The sequence below is a fragment of the Stenotrophomonas sp. YJH_SMC_138 genome (genome assembly GCF_059369855.1).
Genome location: NZ_JCAFTB010000002.1, coordinates 141,432 through 163,596, shown reverse-complemented (window position 1 = coordinate 163,596; position 22,165 = coordinate 141,432). Strand labels below are relative to the sequence as shown.

At 66.6% G+C, this 22,165-nt stretch carries 21 protein-coding genes; 9 read left to right on the top strand and 12 right to left on the bottom strand.

What is annotated here, in order from left to right; genetic code table 11:
* Window positions 1-161: 161 nt before the first annotated feature.
* From AC5P7I_RS05895 to AC5P7I_RS05885, 3 genes are all read right to left on the bottom strand, one after another.
* Window positions 162-1,187: an AI-2E family transporter gene (locus AC5P7I_RS05895; protein WP_032961540.1), complete on the bottom strand. Its 1,026-nt coding sequence runs from the start codon at window positions 1,185-1,187 to the stop codon at window positions 162-164.
* A gap of 106 nt (window positions 1,188-1,293) precedes the next feature.
* Window positions 1,294-2,346 (bottom strand): sensor domain-containing diguanylate cyclase, encoded by a 1,053-nt coding sequence (locus AC5P7I_RS05890; protein ID WP_262088368.1) that lies wholly within the window; start codon window positions 2,344-2,346, stop codon window positions 1,294-1,296.
* A 144-nt stretch (window positions 2,347-2,490) separates the two neighbouring features.
* Entirely contained in the window at window positions 2,491-3,498 is a 1,008-nt protein-coding gene (locus AC5P7I_RS05885; RefSeq protein WP_046429416.1) for a LacI family DNA-binding transcriptional regulator, read from the bottom strand.
* A 95-nt stretch (window positions 3,499-3,593) separates the two neighbouring features.
* On the opposite strand from AC5P7I_RS05885, the gene AC5P7I_RS05880 reads away from it, so the two are divergent.
* The 5 genes from AC5P7I_RS05880 to AC5P7I_RS05860 are packed head-to-tail and all read left to right on the top strand — an operon-like array spanning window position 3,594 to window position 8,226.
* Window positions 3,594-4,646, top strand: coding sequence for a sugar phosphate isomerase/epimerase family protein (locus tag AC5P7I_RS05880; RefSeq protein WP_049441133.1), 1,053 nt, complete (start codon window positions 3,594-3,596; stop codon window positions 4,644-4,646).
* A gap of 27 nt (window positions 4,647-4,673) precedes the next feature.
* The gene (locus tag AC5P7I_RS05875; RefSeq protein WP_262088367.1) at window positions 4,674-5,891 is read left to right on the top strand and encodes a nucleoside permease; all 1,218 of its coding nucleotides are present in this window, start codon (window positions 4,674-4,676) and stop codon (window positions 5,889-5,891) included.
* A gap of 12 nt (window positions 5,892-5,903) precedes the next feature.
* Window positions 5,904-7,028 carry a Gfo/Idh/MocA family protein gene (locus AC5P7I_RS05870; RefSeq protein ID WP_262088366.1) on the top strand — a complete coding sequence of 375 codons (1,125 nt, stop codon included), beginning with the start codon at window positions 5,904-5,906 and terminating at the stop codon, window positions 7,026-7,028.
* Window positions 7,029-7,047: 19 nt separating this feature from the next.
* Window positions 7,048-7,911, top strand: a complete 864-nt coding sequence (locus tag AC5P7I_RS05865; RefSeq protein WP_262088365.1) for a sugar phosphate isomerase/epimerase family protein — start codon at window positions 7,048-7,050, stop codon at window positions 7,909-7,911.
* Between the two features lie 18 nt (window positions 7,912-7,929).
* Window positions 7,930-8,226, top strand: a complete 297-nt coding sequence (locus AC5P7I_RS05860) for a c-type cytochrome (protein WP_032961525.1) — start codon at window positions 7,930-7,932, stop codon at window positions 8,224-8,226.
* Between the two features lie 30 nt (window positions 8,227-8,256).
* Here the strand turns inward: AC5P7I_RS05860 and AC5P7I_RS05855 are convergent, their stop codons facing one another.
* The 6 genes from AC5P7I_RS05855 to AC5P7I_RS05830 form a co-directional block, all read right to left on the bottom strand.
* Entirely contained in the window at window positions 8,257-9,015 is a 759-nt protein-coding gene (locus AC5P7I_RS05855) for a 3-keto-disaccharide hydrolase (RefSeq protein ID WP_262088364.1), read from the bottom strand.
* Entirely contained in the window at window positions 9,015-9,590 is a 576-nt protein-coding gene (locus AC5P7I_RS05850) for a gluconate 2-dehydrogenase subunit 3 family protein (protein WP_046429410.1), read from the bottom strand. Before AC5P7I_RS05850 ends, AC5P7I_RS05855 begins: the two co-directional genes overlap by 1 nt.
* Window positions 9,590-11,275 (bottom strand): GMC oxidoreductase, encoded by a 1,686-nt coding sequence (locus tag AC5P7I_RS05845; RefSeq protein WP_069117461.1) that lies wholly within the window; start codon window positions 11,273-11,275, stop codon window positions 9,590-9,592. The genes AC5P7I_RS05850 and AC5P7I_RS05845 overlap by 1 nt, the downstream gene beginning before the upstream one ends.
* A 26-nt stretch (window positions 11,276-11,301) precedes the next feature.
* A complete protein-coding gene (locus AC5P7I_RS05840) occupies window positions 11,302-12,198 on the bottom strand; it encodes a hydroxypyruvate isomerase family protein (RefSeq protein WP_069117463.1) in 897 nt (298 codons plus the stop codon).
* Window positions 12,199-12,408: 210 nt separating this feature from the next.
* On the bottom strand, window positions 12,409-13,191 hold the full coding sequence (locus AC5P7I_RS05835) for an SDR family oxidoreductase (RefSeq protein WP_069117465.1): 783 nt from the start codon (window positions 13,189-13,191) through the stop codon (window positions 12,409-12,411).
* Window positions 13,188-13,514: a nuclear transport factor 2 family protein gene (locus AC5P7I_RS05830; RefSeq protein WP_069117468.1), complete on the bottom strand. Its 327-nt coding sequence runs from the start codon at window positions 13,512-13,514 to the stop codon at window positions 13,188-13,190. The genes AC5P7I_RS05835 and AC5P7I_RS05830 overlap by 4 nt, the downstream gene beginning before the upstream one ends.
* Before the next feature lie 98 nt (window positions 13,515-13,612).
* Here AC5P7I_RS05830 and AC5P7I_RS05825 point away from each other — a divergent pair, with 98 nt between their 5' ends.
* The gene (locus tag AC5P7I_RS05825) at window positions 13,613-14,524 is read left to right on the top strand and encodes a LysR family transcriptional regulator (protein ID WP_049404958.1); all 912 of its coding nucleotides are present in this window, start codon (window positions 13,613-13,615) and stop codon (window positions 14,522-14,524) included.
* A 121-nt stretch (window positions 14,525-14,645) separates the two neighbouring features.
* Here AC5P7I_RS05825 and AC5P7I_RS05820 read toward each other — a convergent pair whose 3' ends face one another.
* A complete protein-coding gene (locus tag AC5P7I_RS05820) occupies window positions 14,646-15,218 on the bottom strand; it encodes a single-stranded DNA-binding protein (RefSeq protein ID WP_043034165.1) in 573 nt (190 codons plus the stop codon).
* Between the two features lie 291 nt (window positions 15,219-15,509).
* On the opposite strand from AC5P7I_RS05820, the gene AC5P7I_RS05815 reads away from it, so the two are divergent.
* From AC5P7I_RS05815 to AC5P7I_RS05805, 3 genes are all read left to right on the top strand, one after another.
* Window positions 15,510-16,541, top strand: coding sequence for a LacI family DNA-binding transcriptional regulator (locus tag AC5P7I_RS05815; protein ID WP_014646297.1), 1,032 nt, complete (start codon window positions 15,510-15,512; stop codon window positions 16,539-16,541).
* Between the two features lie 130 nt (window positions 16,542-16,671).
* Entirely contained in the window at window positions 16,672-17,574 is a 903-nt protein-coding gene (locus tag AC5P7I_RS05810; protein ID WP_069117470.1) for an ABC transporter ATP-binding protein, read from the top strand.
* 12 nt (window positions 17,575-17,586) lie between these two features.
* Window positions 17,587-21,171 (top strand): M1 family aminopeptidase, encoded by a 3,585-nt coding sequence (locus AC5P7I_RS05805; protein ID WP_262088363.1) that lies wholly within the window; start codon window positions 17,587-17,589, stop codon window positions 21,169-21,171.
* A gap of 115 nt (window positions 21,172-21,286) precedes the next feature.
* Here AC5P7I_RS05805 and AC5P7I_RS05800 read toward each other — a convergent pair whose 3' ends face one another.
* Entirely contained in the window at window positions 21,287-21,604 is a 318-nt protein-coding gene (locus tag AC5P7I_RS05800; RefSeq protein WP_032960678.1) for a hypothetical protein, read from the bottom strand.
* A 142-nt stretch (window positions 21,605-21,746) separates the two neighbouring features.
* Complete coding sequence (locus AC5P7I_RS05795; RefSeq protein ID WP_053494597.1) at window positions 21,747-22,133, bottom strand: SseB family protein; 387 nt, start codon at window positions 22,131-22,133, stop codon at window positions 21,747-21,749.
* Window positions 22,134-22,165 lie beyond the last annotated feature (32 nt).

Below are 22,165 nucleotides of genomic sequence, written 5' to 3'. Positions count from 1 at the left end.
CATTTCCCCTGTAGTGCACAACACTGTAGCGGCCGCCTGCACAGGCGCCAAGCCGCTACCGGATCAATCGTTGCCATGGGTATACCGCGCCCGCCGCGAGCGCACCGACAAAGGCCGCACGGGTTGTCGAATCGGGGCAAATTACGTCATGCCCCGCCGCGTCAGATCCAGCGCTGGTCGACCAGTTCGCGCTTCACGTAGGCATAGAACACCGGTGCGGCGACCAGGCCCGGCAGGCCGAAGGCCGCCTCCATCACCAGCATGGCCAGCAGCAGCTCCCAGGCACGCGCCTGGATCTCGCCACCGACGATGCGCGCGTTGAGGAAGTACTCCAGCTTGTGGATCACGATCAGGTACAGCAGCGCCGCCACCGCCACATAGAACGAGACCGACAGCGCGACGATGGCGATGATCGTGTTGGAAATGATGTTGCCCACCACCGGCAGCAGGCCGGCCAGGAAGGTGATCAGCACCAGGGTCTTGGACAGCGGCAGGTGCACGCCGAACAACGGCAGCACGCCCAGCAGGAAGATGGCGGTGAACACGGTGTTCAGCAGCGAGATCTTCACCTGCGCGAACACCACCTGGCGGAACGCGGTGGCCAGGCGGCTGGTGCGCCCGACCAGCTCCTGCGCCAGCGGGCCCATCTTCGGCAGCGGCAGTTCGTCATACAGCGCGATCATCGCGCCCAGCACCATGCCGATCAGTACGCGCACGCCGACCTGTACCACCGAGGTACCGGCCACGCCCAGCTGCCGCTGGTGCTCGGCGGCCCAGTCGTTCAGCGCCGCGCGCAACGCCGGCATGTCTTCGGGAATGTAGGGTTGCAGCAGCGCCGGCACCTGGTGCCGCGAAGTGTTGAGGATCTCCATCAGGCGCGCCAGCAATGCGTCCGGGCCGCCGGTCTCGTTGCGGAAGAACGAGGCCACGCCGATGCCGGCCAGTACCAGCCCGCTGATGATGATCGCCGACAGCACGATCACTGCGATCGCCCGTGCCCGCCCCGGCGGCAGCTTGCCCTCCACGGTGGAGGCCAGCACGTGCGTCAGCTGGAACACCAGCAGGCCGGACAGCAGGGTCACCACCAGGCCCAGCTTCAGCGCCAGCCACATGCCCAGCAGCATCATCAGCCACGCCGCGATCCTTGGAATGGGGGGCTTGGGCTGGGCAACGAGAGCGTCTTGCATGGGAGCGCGTCCGGGCGGGGTGGCCCATGGTAGAGGATTGGCGTGCCGATTCCGCGTGCAGGATGAACCGGCATTTCACCCTCGTTCGGCGGCGGCCGTGCCGCACTCACTCGCCGTAGCTGGCCGTGTTCTTGCCCTGCCGCTTGGCGTGGTACAGCGCGCGGTCGGCCAGTGCCAACCAGTCCTCGACACTGCCGCCACGCGGTGTGGCGGCAATGCCGATACTGACGCTGAACTCCACACCCGGCGTGGCCTGCTGCGCGGCCTCCAGCAGGTGCAGGCGCACCCGCTCGGCCACGTGCATCGCATCGACGGGTGCGCAGTCGCGCAGCAGCACCACGAACTCATCGCCCCCCAGCCGCGCGGGCGTATCACCGGGCCGGGCAAAGGTGCGCAATGTCGCCGCGATATGCCGCAGTACCTCGTCACCGGCGCGGTGGCCATGCGAGTCATTGATGCGCTTGAAATCATCCACATCGAGCATCAGCAGGCAGGCAAAACCGCCCTGGCCCTGTGCCCGGTCCAGCGCCTGCTGCGCACGCAGGATCAGGAAGCCACGGTTGGCCAGCTCGACCAGCGGGTCCATCCGGCTGAGCCGCTGCAGCTGACGGTTCTGCGATTTGACCCGGCGCGCCAGCTGCCAGCTGAGAATGCTGAGGCCGATGCCATACACGAACAGGAACGGGACACTCAGCACGATCGTGCGCTGCGAGGTGACCGGCTGGTAAGGGAAGCCGAGCAACCACCAGGTGAGTGCGAAGCCCAGCAGCAGGGCCAGCGTGGCGCGCATCGCCAGGCGCACGCCACCGGCGGCGATCTTGTCGGCCACCAGCAGCGCGGCGAACAGTGCGCTGGGCACCGCGCTCAACGCCATGAAGGCGATCCAGCCACCGCCGAAGAAGGAGTCGGCCACCATGCAACGGAACTGGACGACCGCCGGCTGGCGGGAGCGCTGGGTCAGCCGCAGTGCCAGTGCCGGCCACGCCAGCGCGTTGAGCAGCAGCAGGAGCCAGGCCAGCCCGCCGTCCTGGCGTTCAAGCATGATCGAAGCGATGGGGATCGCCCCCAGCCCATTGCCGACGAAACGCATCCAGCCAATGCGACGTGCCGCGCCAATGCCTTCGACCGCGCCTTCCGCCGAATCGGTGAAGAATGGCATTGCCGACCCCCTTGCGCGATCGCACCTGGTGCTACGGCCCTTGCCGGGCTGCCTGCGATGAGTCTGACAGCTTTGCGTCAATTCGGGATCAAGGTTGCGCGATATCGCGCGGGCCGCTGCCGCTGCCCCTCCCGCTCCCCGTGGTTACCCGGGGCGGGGCGCAGCCGTCGAGCCACGCAGCTTGAAGCTGAACTCCAGCGTCTGCTGAAGCGGCACATCGACGTGCTCGATGATGGCGAGCAGCAGGTTGACCGCACGCTCGCCAATCTCCCGCATCGGCTGCCGGATGGTCGTCAGCGGGGGCGTGAGGTAGCGGGAGGACGCCAGATCATCGAAGCCGACCACGGACAGCTCGTCCGGCACGCGGATGCCCAGGTCCCGGCAAGCGGCCAGGGTACCCAGTGCCATCTGGTCACTGAAGCAGAACACCGCGGTCGGCGCGGCCGTGCCATCCAGCAGCGCCATCGCCGCTGCATGGCCGGATTCCACGGAAAAGTCACCCGGCACGATGCTCAGCTGGCGCAGGCGGCCACGCGCCTTGCCGGCCGCGCGGACCCCTTCCAGCCGTTGCTGGTGCAGGGGATTGTCAGGCGGCCCGCCGACCACCGCAATCCGTTCGTGTCCCAGCCCGTACAGATGCTCCATCACCGCGCGTGCGGCGGCGGCGTTGTCGATGTGGACGCTGGGGATGCCCAGCGCGGGGTCGAACTCGCAGCCGTTGACCACCGGTGCGGCGGCGCCGCGCTGCTCGACGATCTCGCGCGCGGTCGGTGGCAGGCGATGGCCCAGCACGATCATGCCGTCGGCCTCGTTGCGCCGGAGCATCTGCGCGTAGCGCTCCTCACGATCGGGTTGATGCTGGGTATCGCCCAGCAGGACCGCATAGCCCACCGCCTGCGCGGCCTCCTCCGCCCCCTGCAGGATCTGCGCGAAGAACGGATTGGCGATGTCCGGGACGGTGACCAGGATCTTGCCGCTGCGCTGGGTCTTGAGCGTGCGCGCCACCGTGTTGGGCACATAGCCCAGTGCGGCGGCGGCCTGCTCGATGCGCGCGCGGGTGGCCGGCAGCACCTTGTCCGGCCGGGAAAGCGCGCGCGACACCGTACCGGCGGACACGCCGACGTGTTTTGCGATGTCGTAGATGGTGGCCATGGCGTCAGTCCTCCTGCCCGCTGTGCACTGCACAACAGGTCCTGCGTAAGCCCCTGCTAGGATAATGCAATCGATTGCATCGAGGGCGAATCACGTTGAAGACGCTCAAGGGTCCAGCGCTGTTCCTGGCGCAGTTCATCGGCGACACAGCTCCTTTTGATCGGCTGGACACGCTGGCCGGATGGGCCGCGGGTCTGGGCTATTCTGGCGTACAAGTCCCCACCTCCGCGCCCCACCTGTTCGACCTGGCGGAGGCGGCGCGCAGCCAGGCGTACTGCGACGACATTGCCGGCATGCTGGCCGGGCACGGCCTGCAGATCACCGAACTGTCGACCCACCTGCAGGGGCAGTTGGTTGCCGTCCATCCTGCCTACGACAGCCTGTTCGACGGATTCGCGCCACCGGACAAGCGCGGCAACCCGGCCGCCCGCCAGGCCTGGGCGGTGGAGCAGCTGCGGCTGGCGGCGCAGGCCAGCCAGCGCCTGGGGCTGACCGCGCATGCCACGTTCTCCGGTGCATTGGCCTGGCCCTACTTCTACCCCTGGCCGCAGCGCCCGCCGGGACTGGTGGAAGAAGCCTTCGCCGAACTCGGCCGTCGCTGGCGCCCGATCCTGGATGCGTTCGATGCCTGCGGCGTTGACCTGTGCTTCGAGATCCACCCGGGCGAGGACCTGCACGATGGTGCGACCTTCGAGCGCTTCCTCGATGAGGTCGACCACCATCCCCGCGCGAAGATCCTGTACGACCCCAGCCACCTGCTGCTGCAGCAGATGGATTACCTCGGTTTCATCGACCGCTACCACGCGCGCATCGGCATCTTCCACGTCAAGGACGCGGAACATCGCCCCAGCGCAAGCAGCGGCGTGTACGGCGGCTATCAGGACTGGATCGACCGTCCGGGCCGGTTCCGTTCACCCGGTGACGGCCAGATCGACTTCAAGGCGATCTTCTCGAAGTTCGCGCAGTACGACTTCCCCGGCTGGGCGGTACTGGAATGGGAGTGCTGCCTGAAGCACCCGGAAGACGGCGCGCGCGAGGGTGCCGCCTTCATCCGCGACCACCTCATCCGCGTGACCGAACGCGCCTTCGATGACTTCGCCGACAGTGGCACCGACGCCGCATCACTGCACCGCATGCTGGGAATCTGAGCCAAGACCGCCCCGGGAGGGCAAGCCATGACGCACGCCATGTCGCGCCTGGGCGCGATGATGTTTCTGCAGTTCTTCATCTGGGGGGCGTGGTTCGTCACCCTGGGCACCTACCTGGTGCAGGGCCCGCTGCAGGCCAGCGCGAGCCAGGTGGCGACCGCGTTCCTCAGCCAGTCGATCGGTGCCATCGTGGCGCCGTTCCTGGTCGGGCTGATCGCGGATCGCTACTTCGCGGCGCAGCGCATCCTTGCGGTACTGCATCTGGCCGGTGCCGCGCTGATGTGGCTGGCGTCCACGGCAACCAGCTTCAGCATGTTCTCTGCGTGCGTCATGGGCTACATGTTGCTGTTCATGCCGACCCTGGCACTGGCCAACAGCGTGGCCATGCGGCACATGCAATCACCCGAGAAGCAGTTCCCGCTGGTCCGCGTGGCCGGCAGCATCGGCTGGATCGTGGCGGGCGTGCTGATCGGCTGGCTGGGCTGGGAACAGGCGCATCGGCTTGAGCTGACGTTCCGGATGGCGGCGGCGGCGTCGCTGGTGCTCGGGCTGTATGCGTTCACCCTGCCGCACACACCGCCACTGGCGCAGCAGCGCGATGCCGGGCTGGGGCAGATCCTGGGGCTGGATTCGCTGCGGCTGCTGAAGTCGCGCGCCTACCTGGTGTTCTTCCTGGCCTCCATAGCCATCTGCATCCCGCTGTCGTTCTACTACAACTTCACCAATCCCTATCTCAACGACCTCGGCGTGCGCGGCGCGGCAGGCCTGCAGTCGCTGGGCCAGGTTTCCGAAGTGCTGCTGATGCTGGCCATGCCGTTCCTGTTCGTGCGGCTGGGGGTGAAGACCATGCTGGCGGTGGGCATGGCCGCCTGGGTGGTGCGCTACGCGCTGTTCGCCTTCGGCGATGCAGGTGGCGGTTTCCCGCTGCTGGTGATCGGCATCGTGCTGCACGGCATCTGCTACGACTTCTTCTTCGTCACCGGCCAGATCTACACCGATGCACATGCCGGCCCCGCCGTGCGCAGCAGCGCACAGGGGTTCATCACCCTGGCCACCTATGGCGTGGGCATGTTGATCGGCACCTTCCTGTCCGGCGCGGTGGTGGAGCACTTCACCACCGAGGCCGGTCCCGACTGGCAGCAGATCTGGCTGTTCCCGGCCGCTGTTGCGCTGGTGGTGCTGGTCGCCTTCCTGCTGCTGTTCCGCGACCGGCCGGCGGCTGCGGCCGCGCCCTCCACACCCTGAGGATCCCCGTCGATGCCCAAGCTTGGAATCGCCATCGTCGGCACCGGCATGATCGGCGCCGTGCACCGCCGCGCGGCCTTGCTCGCCGGCGCCGAGGTACGCGGCGTGGCCGCCTCGTCACCGCAGCGCGCGCATGAGGCAGCGCACTCCTGGAATGTCCCGCGCGCCTACCTGAATATCGAGGAGGTGATCGCCGATCCGCAGGTACAGGTGGTGCACGTGTGCACGCCCAACCATCTGCACCGCGCCATGGCACAGGCTGCGCTGGAAGCCGGCAAGCACGTGATCTGCGAGAAGCCGCTGGCGACGACGCTGGACGATGCGCAGGCGCTGGCGGTACTGGCCGCCTCGACCGGATTGGTTGCCACCGTCCCCTTCGTCTACCGCTACCACCCGGTGGTGCGCGAGGCGCGTGCACGCATCGCCCAGGGTGACCTGGGGCCGCTGCACCTGATCCATGGCAGTTACCTGCAGGATTGGCTGCTGGACCCGGCCAGCAACAACTGGCGCGTGGACCCGGCGCTGGGCGGCACCTCGCGCGTGTTCGCCGACATTGGTTCGCACTGGTGCGACCTGGTCGAATGGGTCAGTGGCGAGCGCTTCACCGAAGTGAACGCGGCGTTTGCCACGGTGATCGCCGAACGCAGCGCCGTCACCGGCCAGAGCTTCAGCACACCGGCAGCGAACGGCGCGACGCAGGCGGTCGCGAGCGAGGACGTGGCAACGGCGATGTTCAGGACCGGCGCCGGTACGCTGGCGTCGTTGACGGTGAGCCAGGTTTCGGCCGGACGCCGCAACCGCCTCTGGTTCGAGATCGACGGCGCCAACGCCAGCATCGCCTTCGACCAGGAGGACGCCGAGCGGCTGTGGATCGGCCTGCCCGACCAGCGCGAGGAAATCTTCGTGCGCGGGCCCGGCGCGGGCACTGCCGAACAGCGCCGGCTGTCGGTGCTGCCGGCCGGGCACGCGCAGGGCTACGCCCAGTGCTTCGAGGCGTTTGTCGCCGACACCTATCGCGCTATCGACGGCGAGCAACCGGACGGCCTGCCCACCTTCGAGGACGGCATGCGTTCGGCGCGGATCGTTGATCGTGTCATTGCATCGGCCAGGTCACGCGCCTGGACCACCATCGGTTGAATCCCGGGAGGATCTGTTGATGAAAGCCCTTGTCCGTCGAAGTGCAAGCCTCGTCCTGCTGCTCGCGGCGCTGCCCGCCTTCGCAGTCGAAGCCGCCAGCGCGCAGAAGCCGATCGCGGTGCAGATGTACACCCTGCGCAATGCCGGCTCGCTCGAGCAACAGTTGAAGATCGTCCACGATGCCGGTGTGCGCGCGGTGGAAACCGTCGGCACGCAGAACGTCAGTGCCGCGGAACTGAAGCAGCTGCTGGACCGGTATTCGATCAAGGCCATTTCATCGCATGTGCCGCTGGCCGAGCTGCGCAGCAACCTGGATGGGGTGGTGACCTTCAACCGGTCGATCGGCAACACCACGCTGGTGGTGCCGTACCTGGACAGGAAGGAACGCCCGAGCGATGCCGCCGGCTGGACCGCCCTGGGACAGGAACTGGGCCGGATCGCGAAACAGGTGCGCGGCAAGGGCATGCGCCTGGCCTATCACAACCACGACTTCGAGCTGGTCGACTTCGATGGCAGGACCGGGCTGGAACTGCTGTTCGCCGCTGCCGGCCCCGACCTGCAGACCGAGCTGGACCTGGCCTGGGTCGCGCGTGCGGGCCTGGACCCGGCGGTGATGCTGGGAAAGTTCCGCGGCCACGTATTCGCGGTACACGCCAAGGACAATGCGCTCAAGGGCCAGGCCGAAGACGAAGGCGGATTCGCTGCGGTCGGCCAGGGCGTACTGGACTGGAACACGATCCTGCCTGCTGCGAGGGGCGCCGGCGTGCATTGGTACATCATCGAGCACGACCAGCCACGCGAGCCGGCCAAGGTCGTCCAGGCCGGCGCCGACTATCTGCGTGAACACCTGACCACCAATATGCCTGCCCGTGCGCGGCGCTGACGCATCAAGGAGCCCCACATGAAAATGATCCTGGCAATGGCGGTGGCCCTGGGCGGCATGAGTGTTGCGACAGCCGCCTGGTGCAAGGGCGACCCGGCTGCGGGAGCAAAGCTCTACACCGCGAACTGCGTGGCCTGCCACGGCGCCGATCGCGCGGGCATGCCGGGCGCGTTCCCGGCACTCACCGACATCGGCAAGCGCATGGCACCTGCACAGATCAAGGAAAAGATCAGCAAGGGCGGCGGCCTGATGCCGCCCTTCTCCCAGCTGTCACAGCAGGAGATCGACGATATCGCCAGCTACCTGGCGAAGTAAGCGGCCGGCGACCACGCCGGCCGTGTGCGGCTACAGCTCGCGCGCCCAGATGTTGCGGTAACTGACCCTGGAGTCATGCTCCTGCAGATAGAGCGGCGCACACGCATGGGGCGAATACGAGGGCGCCCCGATGTACTCGGTCTTGCCTGCCAGCACGGTGTCATCCTGCACCAGCACGCCGTTGTGCAGCACCGTGATGCGCGCGGGCGACACAAGCCCACCGCCCACCGAGAAGCGCGGTGCCTTCCAGATGATGTCGTAGGCCTGCCACTGGCCCGGCGCGCGCGAGGCATTCACCCGCGGCGTGGCCTGCTTGTAGATGGAGCCCGCCTGGCCATTGGCATAGGTCGGGTTGTTGTAGCTGTCGAGCACCTGCAGTTCATACAGTTCCTGCAGGAAGATCCCGCTGTTGCCCCGGTTCTGGCCGTCGAAGCCCTTCGTGTCAGTGGGCGTGCGCCACTCCACATGCAGCTGGACATCGCAGAAGCGTTGCCGGGTGCGGATGCCCTTGCTGCCCGGAACGACGGTCATGGCGCCCCCGGCAACCTTCCAGGGCACGCGTCCGCCCTGCTCCGATTCCCACGCGGAGACATCCTTGCCATCGAACAGCACGATCGCGTCGGAGGGGGCCTTGCCTGGCGGCGTGGCCACGACAGCGGGCACGGGGGTCCACACTTCGGTCTTCTTCGGGTCGCGCGCAGCGTCGGCACTGTCCTGCGCGAATGCAGATGCAGCGGCCAGCAGGCCCACAGTGATCAACGCAGGGCGGATCATCAGGGTGGTGTCCATCAGCTGGTCCCCCACGCGGGCGTACCGGGGACATAGGCGAGGTCGCCGTCGTAGCGGCCGGGCACCGCGACGTACTGCAGCACGCCGGTCGCCCCGACCTTGGAGGTGAAGAAGCCGAAGATGGCCAGCTGCTTGATCATCGTGAAGTAATGCGGCATCGCCTCGCCCTCTTCAGGCGTACCGGTCTCGGTCACGTCGGCAGAGCGCGCCTTGGCTTCGGCGTCCAGCGTTCGCAGCAACTGGGTGCGGGCTTCCGGCGCAAGCGCCACAAACCGGCCGCCGGCGCGCTTGTCGATATCGACCAGGCCTGCCCGGAACGTTGCCTGCTGCCGGGCGGTGTAGCAATCGCTGACGAAGGTCGCCATGAACAGGCCAGCGCCGGCATCCTTCGCCCCTGGCGTCCGGGTCCGCGGCAGGATGGTCTCGGCGATCTCGTCCAGCGTGCCGATGTCGGCATCGGAGAACAGGGCCTTCACCGGTGCCGCGGCGGCGTTTCCCTGCGCGAGCGCAGGCAGGCCGACCATGGCCGCGCCGGTGGCGGCAACGATCATCTTCAACAGTTCGCGGCGATCCATCAGAGGTTCCCCGCTTTCAGTTCGCGTACCGCGTGGTCGGCCGCGCGCGCGGTCAGCGCCATATAGGTCAGCGAAGGATTCACGCAGGCGCTGGAGGTCATGCAGGCACCGTCGGTCACATAGACGTTGGGCGCATCCCAGACCTGGTTGTGCGCGTTCAATACCGAGCTCTTCCGGTCACGTCCCATGCGTGCGGTCCCCATCTCGTGGATGCCCTTGCCCGGGGCATAGTCGTGGTCGTGCATCTTCACGTCCTTGACGCCAGCCGCCTCCAGCATCTCGGCAGCATCGGCGGCCATGTCCTTGCGCATCGCCAGTTCGTTGGCGCGCATGGACACGTCCATCGCCAGCACCGGCAGCCCCCATTTGTCCTTGCGGTCGTGGTCCAGGCGGATCGTATTGTCGTGGTGCGGCAGCATTTCACCGAACCCGGTCATGCCGATGCGCCAGTCGCCCGGTACGGTCAGCGCCTCCTTCAGGTCGGCACCGATGTTCAGCTCGGCGATCTCGCGCGACCAGCCGGTGCGGCTGGCACCGCCCTGGTAACCGAACCCGCGCAGGTAGCCGCGCTTGTCGGCCGCGACGTTGCGGAAGCGCGGAATGTAGAAACCGCACGGACGGCGGCCGAAGTAGTACTTGTCTTCGTAGCCCTCGACCCGGCCCGAGGCGCCCGCACCGAAATGATGGTCCATCACGTTGTGCCCCAGCTCGCCCGACGAAGAACCCAGTCCCCCCTCCCACACATCGGTCGCCGAGTTCATCAGCAGCCAGGTCGAATTGAACGACGATGCATTGAGGAAGATGACCTTGGCGGTGTACTGGTAGGTCTGCCCGGTCTCGGCATCGATCACCTCCACGCCGCGCGCACGCTTGCGATCCTTGTCGTAGAGCACTTCCTTGACGATCGAGAACGGCCGCAAGGTCAGGTTGCCGGTCTTCGTCGCCGCTGGCAGCGTCGCCGCCTGGGTCGAGAAATAGGCACCGAAGGGACAGCCCAGGATGCACTTGTTGCGGTACTGGCAGTTCACGCGCCCCTGCTCGGGCATCGGCTGGGTGATGTTGGCGGTGCGCGAGTGGATCATGTGCCGCGTTCCGCCAAAGGCCTTCTTGATCCGCGCGGCCACGTCCTTCTCGACGATGTTCAACGGGATCGGCGGCAGGAACTCGCCGTCCGGCAGCACGTCCAGTCCTTCGCGCGTGCCGGCGATGCCGGCGAACTTCTCTACATGGTCGTACCACGGCGCGATGTCGGCATAGCGGATCGGCCAGTCGGTGGCGATGCCATCCTTGAGGTTCGCTTCGAAGTCCAGGTCGGAAAACCGATAGCTCTGCCGGCCCCACATCAGCGAGCGCCCGCCTACGTGGTAGCCACGGAACCAGTCGAAGCGCTTGGTTTCGATGTAGGGTGAGTCCTGCTCGTTGGCCCACATTCCTTCCAGGTTCTCGGCCAGGCCGTAGTCGCGCATCAGCACCGGGAAGGCGGCCTTCATCGCCTGCGTCGGCCGGTTGCGATGCGGGAAGTCCCACGCTTCCTTCATCGCATTGACGTAGTCCTTGACGTGCTCGATGTTGCGCCCGCGTTCCAGCATCAGGACCTTCAGGCCCTTCTCGGTCAGCTCCTTCGCTGCCCAACCGCCACTGATTCCCGAGCCAACAACAATGGCGTCGTAGTGATTATCTGCCATGGTCTCTCACCTGGGTGGATATCGTTTCAGACGTCGCAGAGGCGGATCGCCTCGCGCAATGAGGCAACGGGATCGGGCGCTGCAGGCGTGAATTCCTGCGCCAGATACCCCTTGAAACCGGTGTCGCGGATCGCGCGACAGATGGCCGGATAGTGGAGCTCCTGCTGGTCTCCAATCTCGTTCCGGCCCGGCACGCCTGCAGTGTGGTAATGCTTGAAGCAGGCGTGATGCTTGCCGATGGTGGCGATGATGTCGCCCTCCATGATCTGCATGTGGTAGATGTCGTAGAGCAGGCCGAAATTGTCCGAGCCGAGCCGCTGGCACAGCTCCACGCCCCAGGCGGAGTGATCGCACAGGTAGTCGTGGTGATCGACCCTGGAGTTCAGCAGCTCCATCACCAGCACCACGCCGCGCTTCTCGGCATGCCCGAGGATGCGCTTGAGGCCGGCTTCGGCATTGGCCATGCCGTCATGGGGGTCCATGCCATTGCGATTGCCGGAGAAGCAGATGAGGTTGCGGTAACCGGCATCGGCGACCAGGTCGATGTGCCGCGTGTAGCGCTCCACCAGCGGGTCGTGGAATTCGCGGCCGGCAAAGCCCTTGGTCAGGCCCAGCTCCGCGCCATTGCACATCGAGCTGTAGACGCCGTTCGCCTTCAGCGTGGGCCAGTCTTCCGGGCCGACCAGGTCGATGGCGGCGAAGCCGATGTCTTTCACCGTCGTGCAGAGCTGGGCGACCGACAGCTGCGGGAAGGTCCAACGCGCCACGGAGTGCTTCAGGTTGCCCTTGAGCGCTGCGGTGGCGGCGAATGCAGGCAACGCTCCCGCAGTACCCAGCGCTACGCCTCCAGCAACCGCCATGCGCAACGCATCGCGCCGCGTGAGGCCCGTCGCCGGAGCCGGTCTGATCGAATGGATGGACATCCACCTGCCGGCCTCCCAACCGACATCAAACACTGAGGATTCACTGCAATGCAATCGATTGCACCATAGGGGAGGAATTTGTGTGTTTGCAAGTCGCAGTGCACGAAAATCAATGCTGCGAGGCACAACTCCGCAACCGACCTGGAAAACAAAAGCCCCGCGTGAGCGGGGCTTTCCTTCTGGCGGTGGGAGCAGGACGACGCCTGTTGGCTACAGGGTCGAAACCGTGCCGCCGTCGATCCGATACTCCGTTCCGGCAATCGACGCCGACCGGGGAGACGCCAGGAACACAATCAGATCGGCCACCTCCTGCGGTGCCGCGGGCCGTCCCACCGGGATCCCGCCGAGCCAGTCCATGACCACCTTCTTGCCTCCTTCATAGTCGGTTCCCGCTTCCGCAGCGATCCGTTCTGCAAATTCCCTGGATGCTTCTGTCTCGATCCAGCCCGGCGCTACGCTCAGCACCCGCACGCCCTTGGGGGTGACCTCTCGTGAAAGCGACTTGCTGTAGGTCGTGAGTGCCGCTTTGGCGGCGGCGTAGGCGGTGGTGGACTCCGGCAGAGGCAGCATGCGCTGGATCGAACTGACGTGGATGATCACGCCAGCGCTCTGCGCGAGCATGGATGGCAGCAAGGCACGATCCAGGCGGACCGCCGGCATCAGATTCAGGTTCAGCTCGGCAAGCCAGTGCGCATCACTGATCGCTGCGAAGCCACCGGCTGGTGTCTTTGATCCCCCCAGCACATTGACCAGGATGTCTGCGCCGCCCCATGCCTGCAGCACGGCGTGGGCGAAAATGCCGGTGCCCTCGGCCGTCGACAGATCGGCGGCTACGTAGGCGACTCCTTCCACCGGGCGTGCCGGCAGGCTGCGCGCCGACGTCATTACCCTGGCCCCGGCCTCGGCGAGGGTCCTGACCACGGCCGCCCCCACACCGGCCGTGCCGCCGGTCACCACGGCCCGCAGGCCACCGAGTTGAAGATCGAGGCTCATGCCGTGATCTCCAGCGATGCGATCAGGCCCCGTTCCAGTTCGAAACGGTAGCTCAGCAGAATCGGACTGCCGGGGAAGTTGCCGCTCACGATGGCACGGACAACGTGGTGTTTCTCCTGCCGTTCGATGGCGCTCGGCACGCTGGTGGCGCTGTATTTGGCCGATGCCTCGGCCAGGAAGGCTTTGATGGCGTCGACGCCGACGAGGGTGTGCCCGTCGTCCTTCAGCACAGCCTGGGCGGCAAAACAACGCGCCAGCAGTTCAGGGTCATGTTCGGCCGCGAAGTACGCGGCAATGGGTTCTGGGAGGGTCAACGCATTCATTCCTGGCTCCTGCAGTGGTCAGGCGCTCAGGATGTGCACGCAGGTCGGTTAAGTGAATGCCCTATAATCCGAATGGGTTATGTCAAGAATCTCACATAATGCGCGGATCCGAGTTCGCTGAACTGAAGGCCTTCGTGGCGGTAGTGGAACGTCAGAGCTTCGCGCGGGCGGCGGAACATCTGGGGGTATCGCCCTCGGCCCTGAGCCAGACCATCCGCCAACTGGAAGGCCGTCTCGGCACCCGCCTTCTCAATCGCACGACACGAAGCGTGGCGCCCTCGGCAAGCGGCGGGCGACTGTACGCGCGCATCGCGCCGCTGTTCCAGGAGTTGGCCGTCGCGGTCGCTGAAACCAGCGAAGCCAGCGGACGGATCAACGGGACCCTGCGAATCAATACGCTGGGCATCGCCGCGAGAACACTGATTGCCCCGCGGCTTGCCCGCTTCCACCAGGCCTACCCTGATGTCGTTGTCGACATCGTGGTCGACGACGCGCTCAGCGACATCGTCAGTGGCCGGTTTGATGCGGGCATCCGCGTGGGTGGTCAGCTCGAGAAGGACATGGTGGCCATCCGCCTCACCCCGGACCTGAACATGGTGGCCGTGGCGTCACCGGATTACCTGGCACGCCGCGGAACACCGCGAACTCCGGCGGAACTGCAGGATCACGCCTGCATCAACTGGCGGCTGCAGAGCGATGGCAGGCAGTACCGATGGGAGTTCAAGAAGCGAGGTCGCCACCTCGAGGTCGCCGTGGACGGTCCTGTCGTCACCAATCACGCTGACATCGGGATTGCGTCGGCCCTGGCCGGCCTTGGAATCGCCTATCACTTCGAACAGGATGGTGTGGGCGAACTGTTGGCACAGGGACTGCTGGTGCGGGTACTGGCGGATTGGTCGGTCTCGCGGCCCGGGCTTTTTCTCTACTACCCGAACAGGCGGCATCGCCCCGCCCTGCTGGGTGCGTTCATTGACTGCCTGCTGGACCAGGGAATGTTCGGCAATCGGTGACGAGGTCGACGAACGTCCGCATCCTGCCGCCGGGCAATGGGATCCTGCCACGTCGCCTGTAACGAGAAGGGCCCCGGGCACGCGTGCCAGGAGCCCTTGTCGGGATAAACGGAAGATACGCTTAGAACGGAATATCGTCGTCAGCGAAGTCGTCCATCGGCGGCGCCTGCTGCGGCTGCGGGCGCTGGTTGCCGCCCTGGTTGCCGTAACCCCCGCCCTGGTTGCCGCCCTGGTTGCCATAGCCACCGCCCTGGCCGCCACGCTGGCCACCGCCGCCACCGCCATACTCCTGGCGCGGCGCCTGCTGGCGCTGCGGACGATCGCCGCCGTAGTTGCCACCACCACCGCCACCGCCTTCACCGCGGCCGCCCAGCATCTGCATTTCATCGGCGATGATGTCGGTGGAGTACTTCTCCACGCCGTCCTGGCCGGTGTACTTGTCGTAGCGCAGGCTGCCTTCGACGTAGACCGAGCTGCCCTTGCGCAGGTACTCGCCGGCGATCTCGCCGAGCTTGCCGAAGAACACCACGCGGTGCCATTCGGTGCGCTCCTGCTGGTTGCCATCCTTGTCCTTGCGGACGCTGGTGGTGGCCAGGCTGATGCGGGTGATCGCCATGCCGCCCTGGGTGTACTTCACGTCCGGGTCGTTGCCGAGATTGCCGACCAGGATGACTTTGTTGATGCCGCGCGCCATAGGTACCTTCGTCCGTTGTCCAGGGGCAGACCGCCAGTGATAGCACAGCCCCGGGCGGGGTGCAGTACGCTGAGCCGCCCCTGGTGAAATTTGGGGGAATGCGAGAACGACGCATCTTACCATTGCCGCCGCCTTCCGCCCGGTCAGGAGACCCCGACCGCAACGAAGGATCACGCTGATTTCCTTGTCCGGCAATGACTTACCTGTGCCCAGGCCGACGTTAAGAGGGGCATTCGCGTCTGCGCATGGCATCATGCCCGGGCACCTCCCACCTGCCCGCTCCGCCCACACATGACGATCAAAGGCAAAGCCACCTCCCTGGACATCGCCCACCTGGCCGGGGTCTCCCAGCCGACCGTGTCGCGGGCCCTGCGTGGCAGCCCGATGGTCAACGCCGAGACCCGCGAGCGCATCCTGCGCATCGCCCGCGAGCTGAACTACAAGGTCGACAAGAACGCCTCCAGCCTGCGCCTGCGCAACGCCGGCACGCTGGCCCTGCTGTTCTTCGAGGACCCGACCAACGACGACTCGCTGATCAACCCGTTCTTCCACTCGATGCTGGGCTCGATCACCCGCGCCTGCGCCCTGCACGGGCAGGACCTGCTGGTCTCGTTCCAGCAGCTGTCCACCGACTGGCAGGCCGATTACGAGGACAGCAACAAGGCCGACGGCATCATCCTGCTCGGCTACGGCGACTATCACGAATCGCGCGACCGCCTGCAGCGGCTGGTCGAACAGGGCACGCACTTCGTGCGCTGGGGCGCCGCCCTGCCCGGCCAGCCCGGTGTCTCGATCGGCAGCGACAACTTCCAGGGCGGGCATGACATCACCACCCACCTGCTGCAGCAGGGCTGCCGCCGCATCGCCTTCCTCGGCCATGCCTCCAGCCACTACCCCGAATTCCAGGAGCGCTACCGCGGCCACGTCGCGGCCCTGCAGGACCACGGCCTGGCCGCCGAACCGGCGCTGCAGCACGATGCGATCACCACTGAAGCCTCCGGCCAGGAAGCCTGCCAGGCCCTGTTGGCGCGCGGCGAGCCGATCGATGCGATCTGCGCGGCCAGCGACCTGATCGCCATCGGTGCGATGCGCGCCCTACGCGAGGCCGGGCTGCGGGTGCCGCAGGACGTGGCGGTGACCGGCTTCGACGACATCCCGCTAGCCGCTTCGGTGTCCCCCGCGCTGACCACGGTGCAGCAGGACACCAAGCAGGCCGGCCAGCTGCTGGTCGAGCGCCTGCTGGCGCTGATCGGCCGGCAGCCGGTGGACAGCCAGAGCATCCCGGTGAAGCTGGTGGTGCGCGAATCATCCCTGCGCGGGTAAGGCGCCGCTGGGCCGGCGCGCTGGCCAACGCACGACGGCGGGATTCTCCCCCCATGACCAACGGCGGATGCGCACGGAGGCGGTTGCGCGGATAACGCGCAGACATTGCCCAGGGAAAGGTGTACGTCGCATGCTGAAGATCGATTCGCTGTCCAAGACGTACGCCAACGGCGTGCATGCCCTCAACAACGTCACCCTGGACATCCCGCGGGGCATGTTCGGCCTGCTCGGCCCGAACGGCGCCGGCAAGTCCTCGCTGATGCGCACGCTGTCCACCCTGCAGGAGGCCGACAGCGGCACGGTGACGCTCAGCATTCCGGGCGAGGCGCCGATCGACGTGCTGCGCGACAAGGACGCCGTGCGCCGTCGGCTGGGCTACCTGCCGCAGGATTTCGGCGTGTACCCGAAAGTCAGCGCGCTGGACCTGCTGGAGCATTTCGCAGTGCTCAAGGGCCTGACCCAACGCGCGCAGCGCCGCGAGGTGGTCGATGGGCTGCTGCAGCAGGTGAACCTGTGGGATGCCCGCAAGCGCAAGCTGGGCACCTACTCCGGCGGCATGCGCCAGCGCTTCGGCATTGCCCAGGCGCTGCTGGGCGACCCGCGGCTGGTGATCGTCGACGAGCCCACCGCCGGCCTCGACCCGGAGGAACGCAACCGCTTCCTCAACCTGCTGGCGGCGATCGGCGAGAACGTAGCGGTGATCCTGTCCACCCACATCGTCGAGGACGTGACCGACCTGTGCCCGACGATGGCGATCATGAACAAGGGCCAGGTGCTGCTGACCGGCCGCCCCAGCGAAGCGATCGACGCCCTGCAGCACCAGGTCTGGCGCAAGCAGGTCGATCCTTCGGAGCTGGCCGACCATGAAGCGCGCTACGTGGTGCTGTCGACCCGTCTGGTCGGTGGCCGCCCGGTGATCCATGTGCACAGCGCCAACGACCCCGGCGACGGCTTTGCGGCCGTGGCTCCCGACCTCGAAGACGTGTACTTCCAGCGCCTGCGCCTGCAGGCCCGTGCTCGCGCGGCAGCCTGAGCGGAGCACGCCATGATCCTCGATTTCTTCCGTTTCGAGCTGCGCGAGCAGCTGCGTTCCCCGCTGCTGTGGCTGCTGGCCGGGCTGTTCGCCCTGCTCGCCTTCGCCGCTGCGTCCAGCGACGCCGTACAGATCGGTGGTGGCAGCGGCAACGTGCACAGCAACGCGCCCACCGTGATCGCGCAGATGCTGGGCATCTTCACCCTGCTCGGCATGCTGGTCACCGCCCTGTTCGTCAGCAATGCGCTGCTGCGTGACTTCGAACTGGGCACCGCCGAGCTGATCTTCGCCAGCCCGGTGAAACGCCGCGATTACCTGGCCGGCCGCATCGCCGCCGCCCTGGCTACCGGCCTGCTGTTCTACCTGCTGGTCGCTTTCGGGCTCTGGCTGGCACCGTTCATGCCCTGGGTGGACGCCGAGCGCATGGGGCCGATCAGCTGGCAGGGCTATGCCTGGAGTTTTGCGGTCATCGTCATTCCCAACCTGTTGTTCACCACCGCGCTGCTGTCATTGCTGGCAGCGGTCACGCGTTCGATCCTGTGGGTCTACATCGGGCTGGTGGCCTACCTGGTCCTGTTCGGCGCCAGCGCGGCGGTGCTGCGCGACATCGACAACACTTGGCTGGCGGTGCTCAGCGAGCCTTTGGGCATGCGCGCCCTGTCACGCACGATCCGCTACTGGTCCACCGCCGAGCACAACAGCGGCGTTCCCGGCCTGGCGGGCTACCTGCTGGCCAACCGTGCCCTGTGGCTGGGCGTGACGGCGCTGCTGTTCGCCGCCACGTTCGCCCTGTTCCGCACCGAGCGCAGCGGCAGCGGCCGTCGTCGCTGGGGCCGCCGGCAGGCGCAGCCGGTTGCCGACGCCGCCGCCCTCCGGCCCAACCGCAACCCGTTGCCGCGCGTGGTACCGGCATTCAGCGCGACCACCGCGTGGCAACAGTTCCTGCGCCAGGTGCGCTTCGACACGCGCGGCGTCCTGCGCAGCGTGCCGTTCATCGTGCTGCTGGTGCTGGGCCTGGCCAATTTCCTGCCCAACGCGCTGTTCCGGCAGACCCTGTACGGCACCTCGATCTGGCCGGTCACCTCGCAGATGATCATGGGCCTGCAGGGGGCCTTCAGCTGGCTGCTGGTGATCATCGTGCTGTTCTTCGCCGGTGAGCTGGTGTGGAAGGAACGCAGCGCGCGCATCAACGAAGTGACCGATGCCATGCCGGTGCCGAACTGGGTACCGCTGCTGGCCAAGTTCACCGCACTGCTGGCAGTGATCATCTGCTTCCAGGCCGCCGGTGCACTGGCGGCGATGGGCGTGCAGCTGGTCAAGGGCTACACCCACCTGGAGCCGCTGCTGTACCTGCGCAGCCTGGCGCTGGATTCGGTGATCTACATCCTGATGGGGGGCCTGGCACTGGTGCTGCAGGTGCTCACCAACAACAAGTTCGTCGGTTACGCGCTGCTGATCGTGGTGATGATCGGCCAGGGCGTGCTCGGCATGCTGGACTACACGCAGAACCTGTACACCTTCGGTGGCTGGCCCAACGCTCCCTATTCGGACATGAACGGCTACGGCCACTTCCTGCCGGGGCAGCTGGCGTTCCAGGGCTACTGGGCGCTGTTCCTGCTGACCCTGATGTGCCTGGCATCGGCGCTCTGGGTGCGCGGTGTCAGCCAGGGCCTGCGCCAGCGCCTGGCCCTGGCCGGCCGCCGCCTGCGCGGCCCGACCGGCGTCTTCGCCGGACTTGCGGCATTGGCCTTCGCCGGCGTGGGCAGCTGGCTGTACTGGAGCACCAATATCCGCAACGAGTTCATCTCGCCCGACCAGCAGCTGGACCTGCAGGCCCGCTACGAGCGCGAGCTGTCGAAGTACCGCACCCTGCCGCAGCCGCGCATCGTGGCGGTGGACAACCGCGTGGACCTGTTCCCGGAATCGCAGTCGATGGTGATCGATGCGAACTGGACGGTGCGCAATACCCATGCCACGCCGATCCAGGACGTGCATGTCTCGATGGGCGATGACAAGCAGCTGGTCGACGTCGACCTGGGTGGGCAGACGCTGTCGTTGCACGATGCCGATCTCGGCTACCGCATCTACCGCCTGCAGAAGCCGCTGCAGCCGGGCGAAACCCGCAGCGTGCATTTCCGGGTGGTGCAGAAACCCAACGGCATCACCGCCGGGCTGGCGCCGAGCAACATCGTGGACAACGGCACCTTCTTCAACAGCCGCGTGCTGCCCTCGTTCGGCTACAACGAGGGCGCCGAGATCAGCGACCGCAACGAGCGGCGCAAGCGCGGCCTGGGTGAGCCGCGGCGCATGCCCAGGCTGGAGGACGAAGCGGCGCGCGCCAACACGTACATTGCCAACGATGCCGACTGGCTCGACTTCCGCACCACGGTCTGCACCGCACCAGACCAGGTGGCGCTGGCCCCGGGCTACCTGCAGCGCGAGACCACGGTCAACGGCCGGCGCTGCTTCAGCTACGCCATGGACCGGCCGATGCTGAACTTCTATGCCTATCTATCGGCACGCTGGGAGGTGCGCAAGGCGAAGTACAAGGACATCCCGATCGAGGTCTACTTCGACCCGGCGCACGGCTACAACGTGGACCGGATGATCGAGGCGGTGCAGAAGTCGCTGGCCTATTACGAGGCGAACTTCACCCCGTACCAGCACCGCCAGGTACGCATCATCGAATTCCCGGGCTATGCCCGCTTCGCGCAGTCCTTCGCCAACACCATCCCCTATTCCGAGGCCATCGGTTTCATCGCCGACCTGCGCGACCCGGACAAGGTGGACTACGTGTTCTACGTGACCGCGCACGAGATCGCGCACCAGTGGTGGGCGCACCAGGTGATCGGCGCCAACGTGCAGGGCGCGACCGTGCTGTCCGAATCGCTGTCGCAGTACTCGGCCTTGATGGTGATGGAGCAGGAATACGGCCGCCAGCACATGCGCCAGTTCCTCAAGCGCGAACTGGACGGCTACCTGTCCGGCCGCGGTGGCGAAGCCATCGAGGAACAGCCGCTGGAACGCGTGGAAAACCAGCAGTACATCCACTACCAGAAGGGTTCGCTGGTGTTCTACCGCCTGCGCGAGGAAATCGGCGAGCAGGCGCTGAACCGTGCGTTGAAGCGCTTCCTGCAGGACAAGGGCTACCAGCAGCCGCCGTACACCACCTCACGCGAGCTGCTGGGCTACATCCGCGCCGAGACCCCGGCCGACCGCCAGCAGCTGGTCACCGACCTGTTCGAGAAAATCAGCTTCTACGACAACCGGGTGATGGCCGCCAGCGCCCGCAAACGTGCTGACGGCCGCTACGACGTGACCCTGGACCTGCATGCCGCCAAGCAGTACGCCGATGGCAAGGGCAGGGAGAGCGACGCGAAGATGGATGACTGGGTCGAGATCGGCGTGTTCGCCACCGGGCCGTCGGGCAAGGAACGCGACCAGAAGGTGCTGTACCTGCAGCGCCACCACATCACCAGCGCCGCGCCGAAGATCACGGTGACGGTGGATGAAAAGCCGGACGAGGCAGGCTTCGATCCCTACAACAAGCTGATCGACCGGGTGAGCGATGACAACCGGCGCAAGGTGACGATGTGAAGCAACGGGGCGCCGGCCGATGTGCCGGTGCTCCGCGCGACGCGTGCGGGCTTGGCTTGGCCTTGCTGTAGTGCCGAGCCCTGCCCCGCACACCGTCCACGACAACCGCGAAGGTTCAGCGCACCGGGGCCTTCGGCCCCAGCAGCGCCAGCAGCACGAAGACCACGATCGAGGCGACGGTGCCAAGCACCGCCGGCAACCCGAATGCCCACGCCGGACGGCCCTGCTGGCGCGCCCACTGGCCCAGATGCCAGGCGGCCCCCAGGTTGATCAGCCAGGCAATGGCGAACACCGGCCACAGCACCATGCCCACCGCACGCAGAACAGGCATGGACACCAGTGCGGCGACGATGGCCGCGAACAGGAAGACCAGTGCGGAGCGGGAATGGCGTGATCGTGCCGGTGCGTCGGCGGGTGATTCGCTGAATTCCATGGAGAGAGCCTCGATCCCGATGTTGTCCAAAGGGGATCACGTACGGTGCCCGAAGGGAAGCTCTCTGTAGTATCGAGCCGTGCTCGACTGATCCGGCATTGCGCGAACGGCAGCCGAGCATGGGCTTGGCTCTACATGACAATCAACCCTGGGCGAAGTCCTTCAGGATCTCGCCGACGCCGCTGGGCGAGATCTCGAAGCCCAGCGAAGTGCCCGGGTTGATCACCACGCCGTAGCCACCCGGCACCCGGCGCAGCACGTCCAGCATCTGCCAGCGGATCTGGTGTTCGGCCTGCTGGCTGTAGATGCCCACCCGCGACGGATCGGTGAACACGGCCACGTGCAGGGTGCCCTGCTTGTCGAACAGCAGCGGGTCGAAGCCGCTGCCATCGGGGGTCACCAGGCTGCCGGTCAGCAGTACCACCTCGGAGGCGACGAAGGCCTCCATGAAGGCGCGGATCGGCACCGACCCGTCCATCGCCGCCTTCAGCAGGGTTTCGATCGGGGTCTGCGGGGCGAGGTCGGTCATGGCGATACGGCGGGGCGTGAGGGGGGCCTATT